Source organism: Sphingobium sp. SJ10-10 (assembly GCF_036038995.2).
Taxonomy (GTDB): domain Bacteria; phylum Pseudomonadota; class Alphaproteobacteria; order Sphingomonadales; family Sphingomonadaceae; genus Sphingobium.
Genome location: NZ_CP158136.1, coordinates 58,687 through 75,950 on the forward strand (window position 1 = coordinate 58,687; position 17,264 = coordinate 75,950).

The 17,264-nt window shown below is 62.3% G+C and carries 19 protein-coding genes; all 19 read left to right on the forward strand.

Translation table 11 applies throughout. From position 1 onward, the window contains the following. Positions 1–68 precede the first annotated feature (68 nt). On the forward strand, positions 69–431 hold the full coding sequence (locus VVT58_RS23400; RefSeq protein ID WP_021243529.1) for a hypothetical protein: 363 nt from the start codon (positions 69–71) through the stop codon (positions 429–431). Next, positions 428–1,111 carry a lytic transglycosylase domain-containing protein gene (locus VVT58_RS23405; RefSeq protein ID WP_021243530.1) on the forward strand — a complete coding sequence of 228 codons (684 nt, stop codon included), beginning with the start codon at positions 428–430 and terminating at the stop codon, positions 1,109–1,111. The genes VVT58_RS23400 and VVT58_RS23405 overlap by 4 nt, the downstream gene beginning before the upstream one ends. Next, on the forward strand, positions 1,108–1,449 hold the full coding sequence (locus VVT58_RS23410; protein ID WP_021243531.1) for a TrbC/VirB2 family protein: 342 nt from the start codon (positions 1,108–1,110) through the stop codon (positions 1,447–1,449). The genes VVT58_RS23405 and VVT58_RS23410 overlap by 4 nt, the downstream gene beginning before the upstream one ends. A 10-nt stretch (positions 1,450–1,459) precedes the next feature. After that, positions 1,460–1,795, forward strand: a complete 336-nt coding sequence (locus tag VVT58_RS23415) for a type IV secretion system protein VirB3 (RefSeq protein WP_021243532.1) — start codon at positions 1,460–1,462, stop codon at positions 1,793–1,795. Beyond that, positions 1,788–4,205, forward strand: coding sequence for a VirB4 family type IV secretion/conjugal transfer ATPase (locus tag VVT58_RS23420; RefSeq protein WP_150426755.1), 2,418 nt, complete (start codon positions 1,788–1,790; stop codon positions 4,203–4,205). Before VVT58_RS23415 ends, VVT58_RS23420 begins: the two co-directional genes overlap by 8 nt. A gap of 4 nt (positions 4,206–4,209) precedes the next feature. After that, on the forward strand, positions 4,210–4,920 hold the full coding sequence (locus tag VVT58_RS23425; RefSeq protein WP_021243514.1) for a type IV secretion system protein: 711 nt from the start codon (positions 4,210–4,212) through the stop codon (positions 4,918–4,920). After that, entirely contained in the window at positions 4,917–5,144 is a 228-nt protein-coding gene (locus VVT58_RS23430) for an EexN family lipoprotein (protein ID WP_021243513.1), read from the forward strand. The genes VVT58_RS23425 and VVT58_RS23430 overlap by 4 nt, the downstream gene beginning before the upstream one ends. 18 nt (positions 5,145–5,162) lie before the next feature. Next, positions 5,163–6,107 carry a type IV secretion system protein gene (locus tag VVT58_RS23435; protein ID WP_021243512.1) on the forward strand — a complete coding sequence of 315 codons (945 nt, stop codon included), beginning with the start codon at positions 5,163–5,165 and terminating at the stop codon, positions 6,105–6,107. Between the two features lie 14 nt (positions 6,108–6,121). Continuing rightward, a complete protein-coding gene (locus VVT58_RS23440) occupies positions 6,122–6,433 on the forward strand; it encodes a hypothetical protein (protein ID WP_081659627.1) in 312 nt (103 codons plus the stop codon). A 2-nt stretch (positions 6,434–6,435) separates the two neighbouring features. Continuing rightward, positions 6,436–7,125 (forward strand): virB8 family protein, encoded by a 690-nt coding sequence (locus VVT58_RS23445; RefSeq protein ID WP_031290488.1) that lies wholly within the window; start codon positions 6,436–6,438, stop codon positions 7,123–7,125. Continuing rightward, the gene (gene virB9 / locus VVT58_RS23450; RefSeq protein ID WP_021243510.1) at positions 7,122–7,979 is read left to right on the forward strand and encodes a P-type conjugative transfer protein VirB9; all 858 of its coding nucleotides are present in this window, start codon (positions 7,122–7,124) and stop codon (positions 7,977–7,979) included. Before VVT58_RS23445 ends, virB9 begins: the two co-directional genes overlap by 4 nt. 5 nt (positions 7,980–7,984) lie before the next feature. Further along, positions 7,985–9,214, forward strand: a complete 1,230-nt coding sequence (gene virB10 / locus VVT58_RS23455) for a type IV secretion system protein VirB10 (protein ID WP_021243509.1) — start codon at positions 7,985–7,987, stop codon at positions 9,212–9,214. Between the two features lie 2 nt (positions 9,215–9,216). Beyond that, complete coding sequence (gene virB11, locus VVT58_RS23460; RefSeq protein ID WP_021243508.1) at positions 9,217–10,221, forward strand: P-type DNA transfer ATPase VirB11; 1,005 nt, start codon at positions 9,217–9,219, stop codon at positions 10,219–10,221. 19 nt (positions 10,222–10,240) lie between these two features. Beyond that, complete coding sequence (locus tag VVT58_RS23465; RefSeq protein ID WP_040602500.1) at positions 10,241–12,199, forward strand: type IV secretory system conjugative DNA transfer family protein; 1,959 nt, start codon at positions 10,241–10,243, stop codon at positions 12,197–12,199. Next, positions 12,186–13,148, forward strand: a complete 963-nt coding sequence (locus VVT58_RS23470) for an LPD7 domain-containing protein (RefSeq protein ID WP_021243506.1) — start codon at positions 12,186–12,188, stop codon at positions 13,146–13,148. The genes VVT58_RS23465 and VVT58_RS23470 overlap by 14 nt, the downstream gene beginning before the upstream one ends. A gap of 212 nt (positions 13,149–13,360) precedes the next feature. Beyond that, on the forward strand, positions 13,361–14,191 hold the full coding sequence (locus tag VVT58_RS23475) for a type IV toxin-antitoxin system AbiEi family antitoxin domain-containing protein (protein ID WP_021243505.1): 831 nt from the start codon (positions 13,361–13,363) through the stop codon (positions 14,189–14,191). Positions 14,192–14,346: 155 nt separating this feature from the next. After that, a complete protein-coding gene (locus VVT58_RS23480) occupies positions 14,347–15,255 on the forward strand; it encodes an ABC-three component system protein (RefSeq protein ID WP_021243504.1) in 909 nt (302 codons plus the stop codon). Continuing rightward, entirely contained in the window at positions 15,252–15,497 is a 246-nt protein-coding gene (locus VVT58_RS23485) for an ABC-three component system middle component 6 (protein ID WP_021243503.1), read from the forward strand. The genes VVT58_RS23480 and VVT58_RS23485 overlap by 4 nt, the downstream gene beginning before the upstream one ends. Continuing rightward, complete coding sequence (locus VVT58_RS23490; protein WP_021243502.1) at positions 15,494–17,260, forward strand: ABC-three component system protein; 1,767 nt, start codon at positions 15,494–15,496, stop codon at positions 17,258–17,260. The genes VVT58_RS23485 and VVT58_RS23490 overlap by 4 nt, the downstream gene beginning before the upstream one ends. Positions 17,261–17,264: the final 4 nt, after the last annotated feature.

Here is a 17,264-nt window from a genome sequence, read left to right on the forward strand (position 1 = left end):
AGGTGATTTTCAACGGAGAGTGGTCGGCGCATTTTTAATGCAGCGGCGCTGAAAAGCGGAGAAATCAGATGCAGCGCCTGCGCATTGCCCTTGCTGTGCCGTTCGTGGTGATGTCCGCCCATACGGTTCCGGCGCGAGCCAATGATCTTGGTTGCCAGGTTCTGCTCTGCATCTCAAATCCGGGCGGTGCGACGCAATATGGCGCGTGCATCCCCCCGGTGACCAAGCTTTTGCAAAAGCTGGCGACCGGCGGCTCTTTTCCCGGCTGTAGCGGTGGCGGTGTCGCGAGGACCAGGGTTTACGACCGCGACTCAGCCACCCGCCGCCGTGTCGTGATGACGTTTGCAGATGGTCGGCAACAAACCTATTCGCTGGCCAATATCGAGCGCCTGACGCCGGTCCCGGATCCAGCCGGAATGGGTTCACAATGATCCTGCAACTGGCCAGCGTCGTCGCCCTCGCGCAGCAGTGCGCGCCTTCGGTCGCACCGGAAACACTGCTTTCCGTCGTGCATGCCGAAAGCAAGTTCGACACATTGGCCATCGGCGTAAACGCCCGCGGCGTCCGACCCGAAATACCCGCGACGCCTGCGGCGGCCGCCCGAATCGCCCGATCGTTGATCGCAAAGGGATATAATATTGACCTCGGCCTCGGGCAGATCAACAGCGCCAATCTTCGATGGCTGGGCCTTTCGGTCGAGGACACATTCGATCCCTGTCGCAATCTCGCCGCCGCAGCGCGGGTTCTGTCGAGCAATTTTCTTGACGCGGCGCGCACCCAGGGTTCGTCCGATCGCGCGATCGCCGTTGCTCTTTCGATGTACAATACCGGAAGCCAGGCCCGTGGCTTTGGCAACGGTTATGTGGCGAGAGTCTATGCGAGCTCTGCGGTCATCATTCCCGCGATCAGGGGATTAGCGCCAACTGGCGCAGGCTCGGTCCCTCCACCCCCTCCTAGACCCGCATCCGAGACGCCAATCCAGGAGCCTCGCATTGCGCAGGGGCCGGCGAGAGCACCGCGGTCCTGGGACATCACCGCGCGCGCCCAAACCGCCTCGACGATGGTGTTTGGCGACGGGACACCGCCATCGAGAGAAGGACCGACCGAATGACAATTTCCGCTTCGACCTTATCCACCTGGCTGCCGCCACGTCGCCGCGCTTTCGTCCAGACGCTGGCGCTCATCGTCGCCGCGATGCTGGTTTCGATGCTGCTGAGCGACCCCGCGCATGCCCAGGCCGCCGACGGCGTCACGTCGATGGCCGAGAATATCAAGACCTGGCTGACCGGGACATTTGCCAAGACGATCGCGGTGATCGCGGTCGTCATCGTCGGCTTCATGTTCTTCACGGGCCGTGCAAGCCTCGGTCTGCTCGTGACGGTCATCGTCGGCATCTTCATCGTGTTCAGCGCGCAGTGGATCGTCGATACCATCACCGGCGGCGCGTGAGTGCGCCGCGATGGACGACGAAAAGCTCAGGGAAGAAACGCTCTTCCTGGCCGTGACCCGACCAACGATGTGGTTGGGCGTTCCGATCGAGGCGTCACTGCCGATCGCGCTGGCAGCGTGCCTGACCCTCATCATCACCGGCAACCCGCTCTACGCTTTCGCATTGGCCGGTGCGTTTCTGGCCATTGCTCGACTGATTGTCCGGCACGACGCCAACGCCTTTCGCCTGTTGTGGCTGTGGACCACGACCAAGGCGCGCTGCCGCAACCGCGGCTGGTGGGGCGGCAGCTCTTACTCCCCCCTGCCGATCGAGGGCGCGAAGCGCCCGGGCTTCGCGCGTGGCTAGCCGGGCCAGCTCATTGAGCGGAGCGACAGCCCGCACGCCCTGGCGGATCCTCAAACAAGAGGCCGATCCGGCGCGTTACCTGCCCTATGCGCGCCATATCGACGAGAACGTCATTGCGCTCGACGGGCGGGACCTCATGATGATGTTCAAGCTCGAAGGAATGGCGTTCGAAACCGCCGACCCTGTCCATCTCAACGACTGGCATGAGAAGCTCAACGGTACGCTGCGCAATATTGCCGACGACCGCCTCGCGATCTGGACCCATATCGTTCGCCGGCCGATCACGGACTATCCCGAAGGCGAGTTCCGCTCGGCCTTTGCGGCCGATCTCGATGCAAAATATCGTGCACGGGTCACTGCCAAACGGATGTTCGTCAACGAACTGTACCTCACCCTGATCATGCGCCCGTCCGTGGGATCGGCCGACCGCACCGGCGTGCTGCTTCGCCGTCTGGCGTCGGCGCGCAAGGAAGGGACCGAAGTCGACGAAGACGAGCTCGCACGCTTCGAGGACAAGGCGCGCGATATCGAGAAGCTCCTCGCACGCTGCCGACCCCAACGTCTGCACCTCTACGAGCATAATGGCCTGATGTTTTCCCAACCGCTCGAGGTTCTCGAGTTGGTGATGATGGGCCGCGCCGGCAGGGTGCCGCTGGTCCGCGGCCATCTTGGTTCCGCCATCTATGGGGAACGCGTTATCTTCGGCCGCGAGACGGTCGAGGTGCGCGCGCATGATACGAGCCGCTTCGTCGGCCTGTTCGGTATCCGCGAATATCCGGCCATGACGCGACCCGGCCAGATGAACGCGCTCCTCAGCCAGGATTTCGCGTTCGTCGTCACGCAGTCCTTTGCGTTCATGGGCAAGGCGCGGGCCTCCGAGCGCTTGCGGCGGCGTCAGAACCAGATGGCATCGACCGAGGATGCCGCTGCAAGCCAGGCGCTTGAGCTGGCCGACGCGGCCGACGATCTGCAGAGCAATCGCTTTGTCCTGGGCGAGCATCATTTCTCGCTCGCGGTCTTCGGTGAAAATCAGAAACGCCTGGCCGAGAATCTTTCGACGGCACGGGCCGCGCTCGCCGATGCCGGTCTGGTCTCGGCGCGGGAAGGCCCGGCGCTGGAAGCCGCTTTCTGGTCGCAGCTGCCGGGCAACTTTGCGTGGCGTGCGCGGCCGGCGGCGATCACGTCACGCAATTTCGCCGCACTCTCCCCCTTTCACACCTTTCCTGCCGGCAAGGCGGAGGGCAACCATTGGGGTGCTGCCATCGCGTTGATGAAGACCGCGGCTCAGTCGCCCTTCTACTTCAATTTTCATGTGAACGATCTTGGCCACACGCTGATCATCGGTCCGTCGGGAGGCGGCAAGACTGTCGTCCAGAATTTTCTGATGGCGCAACTCGAGAAAACGGGCGCGCAGCAGATCTTCATCGACAAGGACCGAGGCGCCGAGATCTATGTGCGGTCATCCGGTGGTACGTATCTGGCGCTGCGCAACGGCGTGCCGACCGGCTTCGCGCCGCTCCGCGCGCTCGAGCAGAACCCGGGCAACATCGTCTTCCTCGGCAGGCTGATCCGGCATCTGGTGACCCCCTCGGGCACCCAGCTCGGCGTCACGCAGGAGCGGATGATTGACGAGGGCATCCTCTCGATCGGACGCCTTCCCCCGGAGGAGCGGTCCATCCTCGCGCTGCGACAGTTGCTCGGGCAGCGCGATCCGGAAGGTATCGGCGCGCGGCTTGAGAAATGGTCGCGCGGCGGAGCGCTTGGCTGGGTGTTCGATAATGACCGCGATGAGTTGACGCTCGAAGCCCGGTTCATCGGTTTCGACATGACGGATTTCCTCGACAATCCCGAGATCCGCACCCCGCTGATGATGTACATGTTCCACCGGGTCGATGCGCTGCTCGATGGCCGTCGCCTCGTAATCGACATCGACGAGTTCTGGAAGGCGCTGGGCGACGACGCGTTCCGCGCCTTCGCGCAGGATGGCCTCAAGACCTACCGGAAGCAAAATGCCTTTCTGGTCTTCGGCACGCAAAGCCCGGCCGACGCGCTGCGCTCGGACATCTCGCATAGCATCATGGAGCAGGTCGCCACCAAGATCCTCTTGCCCAACCCCCACGGCCGGGAGGTCGACTATATCGATGGGCTTGGCCTCACCCGCGCCGAGTTCAAACTCATCAGAAACGATCTGATCCCCGAAAGCCGGCGGTTTCTGGTCAAGCAGGGGCACGATTCCATAGTCGTGGAACTCGATCTCGGCGGCCTGTCCGACGAACTGGCCGTCCTCTCGGGCACCACCGAAACCGTTGGAATCCTCGATCAGGTTCGCCGCGAACATGGCGACGATCCCAGCGACTGGCTGCCCGTCTTTCACGAGCGCCGTCGGGTCACCACCAGAAGGAAAGGATAAGGTCATGATAGCAATTCGAGCGCTCGCGATTGTCGGCGGACTGGCAATGTCCATGCCGGCGTTCGCGCAAGGCATTCCGGTCTATGACTCCAGTACCTTCCTGCAGACGCTCTCGACGGTGAAGAACACGCTGTCGATGATCGAGCAGGGCAAACAGCAGATTTCGCAGGCAACCGAGCTCTACAACAGCGTCAACAAGCTGACGAACGTCAATCAGATTGCCTCGTCCCTGAACACCGATGCTGTTCGCCACCTCTTGCCGAGCGAAGCACGGGATATTCAGCGCCTCATGTCATCCGACACCACAGGCCTCGGTAGCCTTGGGACCGCCGCAGATCGGATCCGTAGAAGCAACCGTGTCGAGCTTCCCGAGCTGCGCCCGGATGCGACGGCTTTCGAGCGCTCGAACCGCGATTCCATCTCCCGAAATGGTGACATGGCGGCGCGCGACGCGGCCATTGCCGAGGCAGCGTATGGCGTCACCGCCCAGCGGACGACGGGTCTCGAGGAACTGCGCTCGTCGCTCGACACCGCGTCAGACGCGAAGGACGTGATGGATATCCAAGCCCGTGTCGGCGTGGAAAATGCTCATATCCAGAACGACGCAGTGCAACTTCAGGCTCTCACAATGAGGCAGCAAGCGGAGCAGCGGATTCGATCGCAGCAGGAGAGCGAGCAAATCTTAGCAAGAAAGCTTGGGAGCCTCCATCAATGAAGGCAACCATCTTCAAGACATTCGCGCTTTTGGTCCCGGCATTTCTGGTCGCGTGCCAACCCCCCGCGCGCGGAAAGGATTACCTCAAAGCCCACCCCCAAGAGCTCGCGGAAGTCCTGAAGGCGTGCGCCGATGGCACGCATCGCGACGCACAGGAATGCTCAAACGCAGAGAGTGTGAAGACGCTTGATCAAAAGCTGCGCTCGCTGTCGCCGGCCCATTGACCGTGATGGAAAGATGAGATGGCCGACGGGCTCTTCACCACTCTCTACACCAACATCGACGGCAAGCTCGACATGTTCCTCAACGAGCGCTTGAACAATGTCATCGAGGTTATGCGCGGCCCACTCGCGCTTGGTTTGGTCATCTATATCGCGCTGTTCGGCTACATGGTGATGCGCGGCATCGTCAGCGAGCCTTGGGGCGAGCTTGTCTACCGAATGGTGAAACTGTGTTTGCTCTACGTTGCGGCCACAACGGTCGCATACACGGAGTGGGTAACTAATCCCCTGTTTCACGGCATGCCTGATGCGATCTCGCAGGCGTTGGCGGGGCACACCGTCACAAGTGTTGGCAACGTGTTCGACGACTATTTCAGCCAGTGTGACGTTATTATCGCGAGGATCGAGACCGAGGCGGCAACCTACAGCGATATCAACCCATACAAGCTCGTTTTGTACGTCTTGAGCCTGGGTCTTAAAGCGCTTGCCGGACTATCTGCGGCGATCGGCTTTTCCATCACCGTTTTCGCGAAGGTGGCGCTGGCCATCATCATCGCGCTCGGACCGATCTTCATCGCCCTTTCGCTCTTCGAGACCACTCAAAGGCTATTCCACGGCTGGCTCGGGCAGGCCTTCAACTTCATTGTGCTGATGGCAGTGATCATCGCGATCACGGCCTTGATCACTGACCTTGGTGCTACCGCGATTACCGCATCCGAAGGTGTTGGAGACGCCGCCTTGGGTGCGGTGCTGTTCGCCGTTTATATTTTCTTGGGAACGATTTTCTTCTTTCAGGCCCCCTCTATCGCGACCGGCATTGCCGGGGGCGCGTCCGCCGGCATCGGCGCTTTCGCCGGCTCTGCGTGGGGGTCCATGGCGGCACCGTTCCAGCAACGCCGCATCGCTCGCAACAGTCGCAATCTCGAACGGGCCGCTCAGCGCGGCGGTGCGGTGAGCCGCGCATGAGGAAGGAACACCCAATGACGAGGCCATCCACGACAATCCGTGCGCTCCGACGATCGGCCGTCGTCATCGCCCTTCTCCCAGCGCTCGCCCAAGGTGCCTCCGGGCCGAAGAAGCTGCCCGTCTGCAATGGCAAGCACCTGCGCGACGTGAACATCTACGGGAGCGTTCTGCCGGGCTCGCCGATCCCCGCCGTGGTGGCGCCCCCTGCCCCACCACCCGTGCCGCAGATCAAGCAACCCGCTGATCGCGGCACACCGCCCCCGCCCGTTCCCCTGTCCGAGAAGACATCGGCGCGAGCGGCTCCCAGCACCTATGGAAGTTGCTGATCATGCGGAAGCAGACCAAAGGCGTGCCGACCAAGGACGCCGAACTCTATTTCGGCCATGCCCGATCCTGGGATCAGGACCGTCAGCGCAAATCGTTACGGTCCGAACGCATCGCTTGGGTCGTGGCCGGCCTGGGCCTGCTTGCCGCGACCGCGGAGGGCTTCGCACTCGCGGGCCTTGCCCCGTTGAAAACGGTCATGCCGTACATCATTCGGGTCAACCAAACGACGGGCGCGGTCGACGTGCAAACCACCGTCACCCAGAAGCCGATGCGCTACGACGAGGCAGTCACGAAATTTTTCCTCGCGCAATATGTTCGAACCCGGGAGAGCTGGTTGCCGGCGGCGGCCGAAGAGAATTTCCGGGCTGTCACTATCCTGTCCGAACCAGGCGAGCAGCAACGCTGGGGCCGGTTTTTCAGCTCGAACAACGCCGCGAGTCCACAGGTCGTGTGGGGCAAGGGTGCGGTCGTCCAGGCCCGCGTGCGGAATATTGCGTTCATCAACGATCGTGTCGCCAACGTCCGCTTCACGCGAACAGTGCAGACCGACACCGATACGCAAAGCAGCGACTGGATCGCGACGGTCACCTTCCGGTACACGAACGCGCCGATGGCGGAGGGCGACCGCTATCGCAACCCATTGGGGTTCCAGGTCGAGAATTACCGCGCGGACCCCGAGGTGGTTCGATGAACCGCCTCCTTCCGCTAGCGAGCCTTCTCGCCATTATCGCGACACCAGCGATCGCGGAGGACACTCCGCGCGGTGGGCCGGCGGATCCACGCGTGAAGTTCGTCGAATATCAGGAGACCCAGGTCTACCGGATCGTCGGCACATTCCGGACGGCGACCCAGGTGGTGCTCGGCGCCGACGAGACGATCGAACATGTCGCGCTCGGCGACACCGTCTCCTGGGAAGTGGCGGTTGCCGGTCACATTCTGTTCCTGAAGCCCCGTGAGCGGGCGGGACCGACCAACCTCATCGTCACGACCAATCGCGGGGGTGAGCTGCGCAACTATGCCTTCGAACTGACAGCACGCCGGGGACCGATCGGCAGCGGTAGCCGCGATACATTCTTCCAGGTTCGGTTTCGCTACCCGCGCGATGATGCTGATCGTGCCGCCCGCATGCGCGCGACGCAAGAAGCACAGCGCGTCGCCGCATTGCAGGCGAGCGCCGTTCGGGGAGCCCTTGACCACGGCGTCATCGATGGACCACGCAATCTGAACTACAAGGTCCAGGGTGCGAGCGATCTTCAGCCGTCGGAGATCTCCGACAACGGCCAGTTCACGGTCCTGCGCTTTCCCGGCAACCACGAAATCCCGGCGATTTATCTCGTTCGCCCGGACGGTTCGGAGACTTTGGTCCCATTCGATGTCCGGGACGAGTTCGTCGTCGTCCACGCCGTGGCGGCTCAACTGCGCCTGCGCCGGAACCGGGAGGTGCTGTGCATCTATAATCTCGCGCCGACACCCTACGGCGTCGATCACGGCACCAACACAGCGTCGCCGCATGTCGAACGCACCATACAAGACCCGAAGGAGTGAGCGCGATGGACGAGACTGCGGCCGAGGCCCCTCGTCGCCCGCAGGGCGATCCAACACCTGAACGAGACGAAATCATCCGCGAGCGCGGCATCGATCCGATCGGTGGGATGACACCGGCAAAGCGGAATACCGCACTGATTTTCGCGGGAACGGCGATGGTCCTCGGCATCTTGTGGGTCAACTCGGGGCCAAGCGCTAATAATGCCGGCAGCCTGATGGGCAAACCGGAGTCGATGGCCAAACGTCCCGATCTGGCAGCGCGCGAGACCATCGCGTATGATGCCGTCGCGGCGAAACCCAAGCCGCTCGGCGCGATCACCGCCGATCCCAACGCGCCGGTCATCAATCCTCCACCTGGCGCGCAGGGCGTTGGCCCTGACGGACAGATCGTTCCTGCCATGCAACCGGGTGCAGCGCCGGCGGGCGCACCGCAGAATACGCGCCAGAACCTGGCCGATCAGGCACGGCGATCGACATTGATCGCCTATGGAGGGCGCGATGCGCTACAGCCGTCGCCGGGTGGAAGTGGCCCAGGTGGCACTTCCACCAGTCCGGACGGCGCCGCCGACGGTACAAGCGATACGACCGCTCGAGGCGCACCCAACGCGCTCGACGCGCTTCGACAGAGTTCGGCTGTCGGCGAGGCACGGGCCTCGATGCTGCCCAACCGCAACTATCTCGTCACTGCCGGCACGCTGATACCTTGCATCCTCCAGACAGCGATGAATTCGGCGCAGCCAGGCTACACCTCGTGCCTGATACCGCGCGATGTCTATTCGGAGAATGGCCGCGTCGTGCTGATGGAGAAGGGCACCAAAGTCCTCGGCGAATATCATGGCGGCATCCAGCAAGGGCAGAACCGCCTGTTCGTGTTGTGGACGCGCGCCGTCACGCCGCAGGGCGTGCGCATCGACCTGGCTTCGCCGGGGTCGGACGCCCTTGGCCGCGCCGGCATCGCCGGGTCCGTGGACACCTTCTTCTGGGCGCGCTTCGGCAGCGCGTTGCTGCTCTCGCTTGTCGATGACGCCGCCTATATCGCGGGGCAATCCGTCTCCGGTGGCAGCAATAACTTCAATAACACGACCCGGACCCCAAGCGAGGGGGCGAGCATCGCGCTCCAGAACAGCATCAACATCCGACCGGTGCTGAAGAAGAACCAGGGTGAGGAGGTCGGGATCTTCGTGGCCAAGGACTTCAACTTCGCCGACGTCTACAATCTCGAGTTGCGGCGCTGAGGATGAGCGATACCGCCGTCCTGCGCCATTATCTCGCGCCGATCCTGCCGCTGCTGGAACCGGTCGAGGTCACCGAACTGGTGATCAACAAGCCCGGCGAAGTCGGTATCGAGGATCATCGCGGTTGGCATTGGCATAGCGTCGCCGAACTCGACAGCGACTGGCTGGCGACGCTGGCCGTCGCGGCCGCAAGTTTTACGCGACAGGACGTCAATGCCGAGACCCCGATTTGCTCGACTATTTTGCCGGGCGGGGAGCGCTGCCAGATCGTCATTCCGTCGGTGACGCCGACTGGCGCACCATCCTTCACGGTGCGTAAGCCCTCGCGCGTCAATCTCGCGATCGATCAACTCGCCCAGACAGGTTTGTTCACCGCGACACGCTCGGCCGCCCGCGGCCTCGGCGAGGTCGATGCCCAATTGGTCGCGCAGCGCGACGCCGGCGACTGGCCGGCTTTCTTCAGGACCGCCGTCGCGGCCCGCAAGAACATCCTGGTGAGCGGCGCGACCGGCTCCGGCAAAACCACCTTCGCCAAGGCGCTGATCCAGCTGATCCCGCCCGACGAGCGGCTGCTCACGATCGAGGATACGCGCGAGCTCGTCGTCGAGCATCGCAATGTCGTGCATATGGTCTATTCGAGCGAGCGACAGGGCCTGGCGAAGGTCGGCCCCAAGCAGCTGCTCGAAAGTGCGCTGCGCATGCGGCCCGATCGCATCCTCCTGCAGGAGCTGCGCGACGGGACGGCCTTTTTCTATCTGCGCAATGTGAACTCGGGCCATCCTGGTTCGATTACGACCGTCCATGCCGGCTCGGCCATGGGTGCGTTCGAGCAGCTTACCCTGCTGGTGAAGGAGTCCGAGGGCGGACGCGATCTGGCCCGCGACGATATCCGTGGGCTGTTGCACATGCTCGTCGACGTCGTCGTCCAGACCCGCAAGCGCGCCGGAAAATTCGAAGTCGAGGAGGTGTATTTTGACCCGCCTGTCGGACGCGCGACCGCTCACTAAGGTCGCGATCGTCGCGGGGATGCTCGCGGCAACCTTTTTGGCATGTGCCTTGTGCGCGGTGCTGGTCGCACTGGTCGGCCTCAACCAGATCGGCCCGCACATGCAGATCTCGGCGATACCCGCATGGCTCTGGTATTACCGCGGCGATCCGCTTCTGCATCTGTGGCTGGAGCGCGGTGCGTTGGTTGCCGGCGCCATCGCTTTCGTCATCCTGCTTATCATCCTGAAGCGGGGGCGCACGCTCCATGGCGAGGCGCGGTTCGCGCGTGAAAGCGAGATCCGGCGCGAACATCTGCGCAGCAACAGTGGGATCATCGTCGGGCAGAAAGGCGGCCGTTATCTCGTTTTCGGCGGCACCGAACATGTCTTGCTCGAGGCACCGACGCGCGCCGGCAAGGGCGTCGGCGTGGTGATCCCCAATCTCCTGAGTTGGCCAGACTCGGTGGTGGTGCTCGACGTGAAGCGCGAGAACTGGGACATCACCGCTGGTTTTCGCGCACGGCATGGCCAAGCCGTCTATCTGTTCGATCCGCTCGATCCCGAAGGGCGAAGCGCCCGCTACAATCCCTTGAGCTTCATCGACCGGCTCGACGACACCGATGTGATCAATGAACTCCAGAAGATCGGCGGCATGTTGTTTCCGGCCCCGGAAAAGGCCGATCCGTTCTGGGCGGAAGCGGCGCGCGCCGCCTTTGTCGGCGTCGGCGCCCTTGTCGCGGCCAATCCCGCCCTCCCCTTCACGATCGGCGAAATCTATCGGCGACTGACGACGGGCGATCCGAAAATCGAACTGCCGAAGGTCGTCGAAGAGGCCCAGCGCCGCGGCCAACGGCTGAGCCAGGCCTGTGTCTCGGCGCTAAGCGACTTCACCTCCGCGTCCGACAACACCTTTTCAGGCATCAAGCAGACGATCACCTCGAAGCTCAATCTCTGGCTCAATCCCTATGTGGATGCCGCGACGTCGGAGACCGATTTCGATCTGCGCCAGATCCGCCGCGAGCGGATATCGATCTATCTTGGCGTGTCGCCCGACAATATAGACCGGATCGCGCCCGTCTATAACCTCTTCCTCCAGCAGCTGATCGACCTGAATACGCGGGAACTGCCTGAAAATGGTGGCCGCGTGCCGGTGCTCATTTTGCTCGATGAGTTCGCCCGCCTCGGCAAGGCACCGGTCATCGCGTCGGCTTTTTCCTATGTTGCAGGCTACGGGCTTCGCCTGTTGCCAGTCATCCAGAGCCGATCCCAGCCGCGCGGTATCTATGGCGTGGACGTCACAGACGAGATCATCGCCAACTGCGGTCTCGAGATCGTATTCACACCCAAGGAGCTGAAGGTCGCCAACGAACTGTCCGAGCGGCTCGGCTTTTTCACGATGAACGTCAAATCGAAAAGCCGGACAATTCATGGCCTGCTCGCCAACCGCAGCATATCGGAATCAGACCAGCGCCGCGCGCTGATGATGCCTCAGGAACTGATGCAGATGCCCAAAGGCGACCTTCTGTTGATGCGCGGCGGCATTCCCCCCGTCAGGGGCCGCAAGATCGAGTATTTCCGCTCGAAGCGCTTCACGAGCCGGATCAGTGACCCGCCCAAGGTCGCGTCCCGTCCGATCGCGATCAATGCCGTATCGTCCGCCGCCAAATTGGCCGGCGAGGCGATCAGCAGTGATCCGTTAGCGCTGGCCCTGAGCGCGAAGCGGGCTGTTCTGTTGAACGACCGTCCAGCGATTGCGGTAGCGGAGCAGGCACAACCCAGCTCGCGCGCGTTGACCGATGACGAACTGTCAGGCTTTGCCGAAATCACGGATGACATGTTGGTGCTCGGCAACATGGTGGATCTACCACCGCCCGGCGACGAACAGGCCGCTATTGCATTTGTCACGGCGATGACGGCCCGGGCCGTTCTCGAGCCGGTGGGTGCCGGCGCCCAATCTCCAGCATTTGTGACCGAGAGGCATGACCATGGCAGAGAATGATCGCAAGCAATCGGGCGCGGCGCGGACGATTACCAACAGCGTTGGCATCGATGACGCCGAACGGCGCAAGGCGCAGGCGCCTGGGCCGGCTGCGCCTGAAAAGTCCTCGCCTAGGGGACTGAAAGACGGTCCCACTGAAGCGCCTGATCATGCTAGCGCTGTTGGTACGCCGCAAAACGCGCCCAAGGTGCATTCCCTCGAGGCGGGCGATGTGCCCGACAGCGTGCGGAAGCGCTATTATGCGGACAAGGCGAAATGGTCGGGCGAACCCGCCTTTTTCACGACGGCACAAGCGAAGGATCCGGCATTTCGCGATCAGGGCCGGCGTCTGGTCACGGCGACGGAGAGCCAGGAGGTCGTCAAGGATCTGGTGGCGATTGCCCAACACCGCAATTGGGATCGGATTCACGTCACGGGATCGGAAGAATTTCGGCGATCGATCTGGATCGAGGCCAGTCAGAAGGGGCTGGAGGTACGTGGCTACAAGCCCAATGATCGCGATCTCCAGGAGCTCGACCGGCTCCGCGGAGAGACGAGCCGTAATACGATTGCGCCCATGGCAGCAGTCCGTGATCTCGATGCTGTCCGCGGGTCATCCGGAATGAGTCGGCGGAGCGATGGCAATGGTTTGGAACGGTCGGATGCCCGGCGCGGCGATCGTGGCACCACGCCGAATGATCGTGCGGCCGATAGTCAGATGCGCGTGATGGAAGCGGTGATCCGACGGACGTTGTTCGACAACCCCGAGGCGGTTGCGCGTGTGATGACCGTCGCCCGCACGCAGCTCGATGCGCATATCGCGGCGGGACGGAACATCCGCCCGGCAATGGTCAAGGACGCCTCCCCGATCGTCAGGCAGGATGTCGTCCGCGGCCGTGACCCAGCCACGCCCCCCATCCCTCGTCCAGGGCGCGAGCCCAAGCCCCAAGAACGCAGCCGGTCTCGGTGACCGAGAAGCGATCGGCTACTGCTCTAAGAACCGCCACGTTTGTTCGCGTGGGCCGAGAATTTATCATGATTGATAAACCGCGAGCGGCCTAACCCCAAGCCTGCCGGATGTATACTGTTTGCGCGCAGCGTCCTGCAAGGCACAACAATCTTGCCAGAGAATATAATTGTCGTTATATCGAATGCGCCATACATCGCACTTAGAGGCTCAAATTGCGCGAAGGATATAATCTCAAGACGCTTGGACCTCGTGCCGCCCAGCTGATCGTCGAATTGAACGAGCGCCGTCGGCCGATCTTTTCGCTCGCGGACGTCACCGAGATCACAGGTCTGAGCCCGTCATCGGCACGCAGCCTCGTCGCAAACACGGAAGCGCGCGGCATCGTCACGCGTCTCAAGCCTGGCCTCTACAATCTGGTGCCATTCGAGCGGGGCCGTGACACCGAGCATGTGAGCGATCCTTACCTCATTGCAAGAACACTGGTTGGCGATGCGGACTACTTCATCTCCCACGGCAGCGCCCTCGAGCTGCACCGCATGGTCACCCAACCGCAGTTGGCCATCATCGTCTCCTGCACCAAACGGCTGCGCCCGCAGCACATCCACGGATATGAGTTCCGCTTCGTCGACGTCAAACCGCAGAATTTCTTCGGTCTGACCGAGATCTGGATCACATCCGAGGAGCAGGTCAGGGTCAGCGATCCCGAGCGTACCATCATCGATGGTCTCTACCATCCGCAATATGTCGGTGGTGTCACGGAGGTCGCCAAGGGCCTCTGGATGAGGCGCGATACACTGCGGGTCGAACTGATGATCGAATACGCGCTTCGCCTCGGCGTTGGCGCGGTGATCCGCCGCCTGGGCTATCTTCTGGAATTTTACGGACTGGCCGACGCAGCCGCATTGGAGCGGCTGCGCGCGCGGCTGACGCCGACCTATCAGCGTCTTGATGCCCTGTTTCCCAATGAGGGCAGGATGCTGGCCCGATGGCGCATCCGACTCAACGTCGAGCCCGATGAACTCGATATAATCCGGAGCCGTTGATGATTCCCCAGCGCGATCTCTCCCGTATGCGCGTTTTGCGCGAAGCCGACCTGCCGGAGTTGAGTGCGCCGTTCATCGCCCGACGATGGGCGTAAATTAATAGATTTGCTTGCCGATTCTGCCAAAGGTTATGGTGGTCAAGTTCGGGGGATGAGTTGGACGACACGCAACGCTTTGCCTATGGGCTCAAGTTCGAGAACGCCTTTCTGCGCGAGCGCGGCAAGGCGTTCGAGACCCTGTTCGCCCGTATCATGGCGCATGCCTTTCCAGGCGATTTCCAACCCGTCCGTCCTTACGGTCCGAAAGGCGACCTGAAATGCGATGGCTTCCGGGCCAGCGATGGCACCGTGTTCCAATGCTATGCGCCCGATGCAATGAAACTCGAACCCATCCTTGCCAAGGTCGATGAAGATTTCGCAGGCGCGCTCGTCCATTGGACGACAAAAATGCTGCGGTGGGAGTTTGTCCATAACGACAGTCGCGGCCTCCCGGCCGAGGCCGTCAAGAAACTTGCCGCGCTCAACGCCGCGAATCCGAACGTCGCCTTAGCCGTTTGCGGCGAAGCGGAATTGCGGCTGATCGCCATGTCGCTCGCGCTCCACCAGCTCGAAGATCTCTTTGGCGCCGTTCCATCGGGCCGTGTGCTGGAGAAGCTCGATTTCGAGGCGTTGCGGCCGGTGCTGCTGGCAATTCAACGGCAGGAACCGGACGCGGAACCATCGCTGGTGGCGCCATCGGCCGCAAAGCTCGAACGCAATGCCCTCTCCCAGGACGCAGCCGGGCTGCTGCGGCAGGGCCGCCGCCGGGAGCAGTTGGTCGAAGCCTTTTTTGCCGGCTGGCCTGATCCCGACCTCGGCGAAGAGATCGCACAAGCGTTCCGGGTGCGCTATCAGGCCCTGAAGGCGGTCGGGCTATCACCGGACGATATCTTCGGCGAGCTTCAGGCTTTCGCGGGGGGTATGACGGGAGAACCAGCGCGCCAGGGCGCGGTGCTGGCTGTGCTTTCCTACTTTTTTGAACGTTGTGACATCTTTGAGGACGCGATTCGAATCGACGCGATATGATTCTACCGACCAAACATATCCGGCCCGATCGGGCGCTCCTGGCGGTTGGTGCCGACGTGCTCGGCTGCCTGCGCGAGCCGATGACCGTCTCCCGTCTCTGGGATGAGATACGCATTTCTCGCAGCGATCGGGCGGTGTCGGCACCGATCAATTATGACTGGTTCGTGCTGGCGCTCGACCTGCTGTTTATCGTGAAGGCCGTGCAGTTCGATCGTGGTCTGGTCCAGAAGACCGTTTCATGATCCACGGCCTTTCCAGCGACCTTCCGAGCTTCAAGAGCTTGGCCTTCCGGCCCGGTCTGAACATCCTGCTCGCTGACAAGAGCGATGGGGCGACCGATCGGCAGTCCCGCAACGGCGCCGGCAAAACCAGCCTTGTCGAGCTGATCCACTTCCTGTTCGGCGCCAATGCCGACAAGGACAGCATTTTCCGCTCCGATGAACTGGCAGGCTTCAGTTTCGAGGCCCGTGTCGATATCGGACCGACGCTCGTCGATGTCACGCGATCCGGCACCAAGCCATCCCGCATCCGATTGCAGGGCGACACATCCGATTGGCCGATCGCCCCGTCTCTCGAAGCCAAGACCGGCGATCTGATCATCAGCAACGAAAATTGGCGCGCTGCATTGGGCGCGCTGCTTTTCCGCCTGAACCCGGATGTGGACGACGAAGCAAACGGCCGCTTTCGGCCGAGCTTTCGATCTCTATTCTCCTATTTCGTGCGGCGGCAGAATAGCGGCGGGTTCGTGTCGCCCACACAGCAATCCTCGATGCAGCAGGCTTGGGATCAGCAGGTAGCGATCAGTTATCTCCTGGGCCTCGACGCGAGCGTGCCGCAACAGTTTCAGGAGGTCCGCACACGAGAGCGCGCGATGGCGGAGTTGCGCAAGGCGGCGAAGGACGGCAGTCTCGGCCGTTATTTCGGCACGGCGGCTGATCTCCGGACCCGCATGACGATCGCCGAAGCCCGTGCCAGAAGGATGCGCGAGCAACTCGACACCTTCAATGTCGTTCCAGAATATTCGGGGATGGAGCAGGAGGCTTCGCAGATCACGCGCGAGATTTCGACACTCAGCGACGACAATACCGCTGATCGGGAACTGATCCTGCAGTTGCGCGCGGCGATCGACAGCGAGCTTCCGCCGGCGACGACCAGCCTGGACCGCCTCTATCGCGAAGCCGGTGTCGTACTGCCGGGCTCGGTCGGTCGCCGCTTCGAGGAAGTGGAAGAGTTTCACCAGGCTATCGTGCAAAATCGGCGATCGCATCTGACGTCCGAGGTCCAGGCCGCGGAAGATCGTATCCGCACGCGCGATCGTGCACGCGAAACCCTCGATGGCCGGCGTCGGCAGCTGATGGGCATCCTCCAATCCGGCGGCGCGTTGGAACATTACGCAGCGCTCCAGCAGGAAGCCGGCCGCGCGGAGGCGGACGCCGAGGGACTGAGACAACGCCTCACGACGGCGGAGCAGATCGAAAGCACGAAAGCCGAACTCGACATTGAGCGCGCCCGGCTCCTGAAGACGCTTCAGGACGATCATCACGAACGTCAGAGTATCATCGAGGAAGCGATCCTCGTGTTCGAGGATCTGTCCAACGCGCTTTACGAAAAAGCCGGGAGCCTGACGGTCAGCGCCACGCCCAACGGTCCCCAGGTCGATATTCGTATCGATGCCCAGCGCAGCAAGGGCATCACCAACATGCAGATATTCTGCTTCGATCTCATGCTGGCCGAACTGACCGCCCGCCGGGGCATGGGGCCGGGTTTCCTGGTTCACGACAGTCATCTGTTTGACGGGGTCGACGAACGGCAGGTGGCCAAAGCGTTGCAGCTCGGCGCCGATCATGCTGCCGCGGTCGGATTCCAATACATCGTCACGATGAATTCGGATGCTTTGCCGAAAGACGGCTTTCGTGACGGCTTTGATGTTAGTGCCTATGTGCTCGACACCAAGCTGACCGACGCAACCGAAACCGGCGGGCTATTCGGACTGCGCTTTAACTGAAATA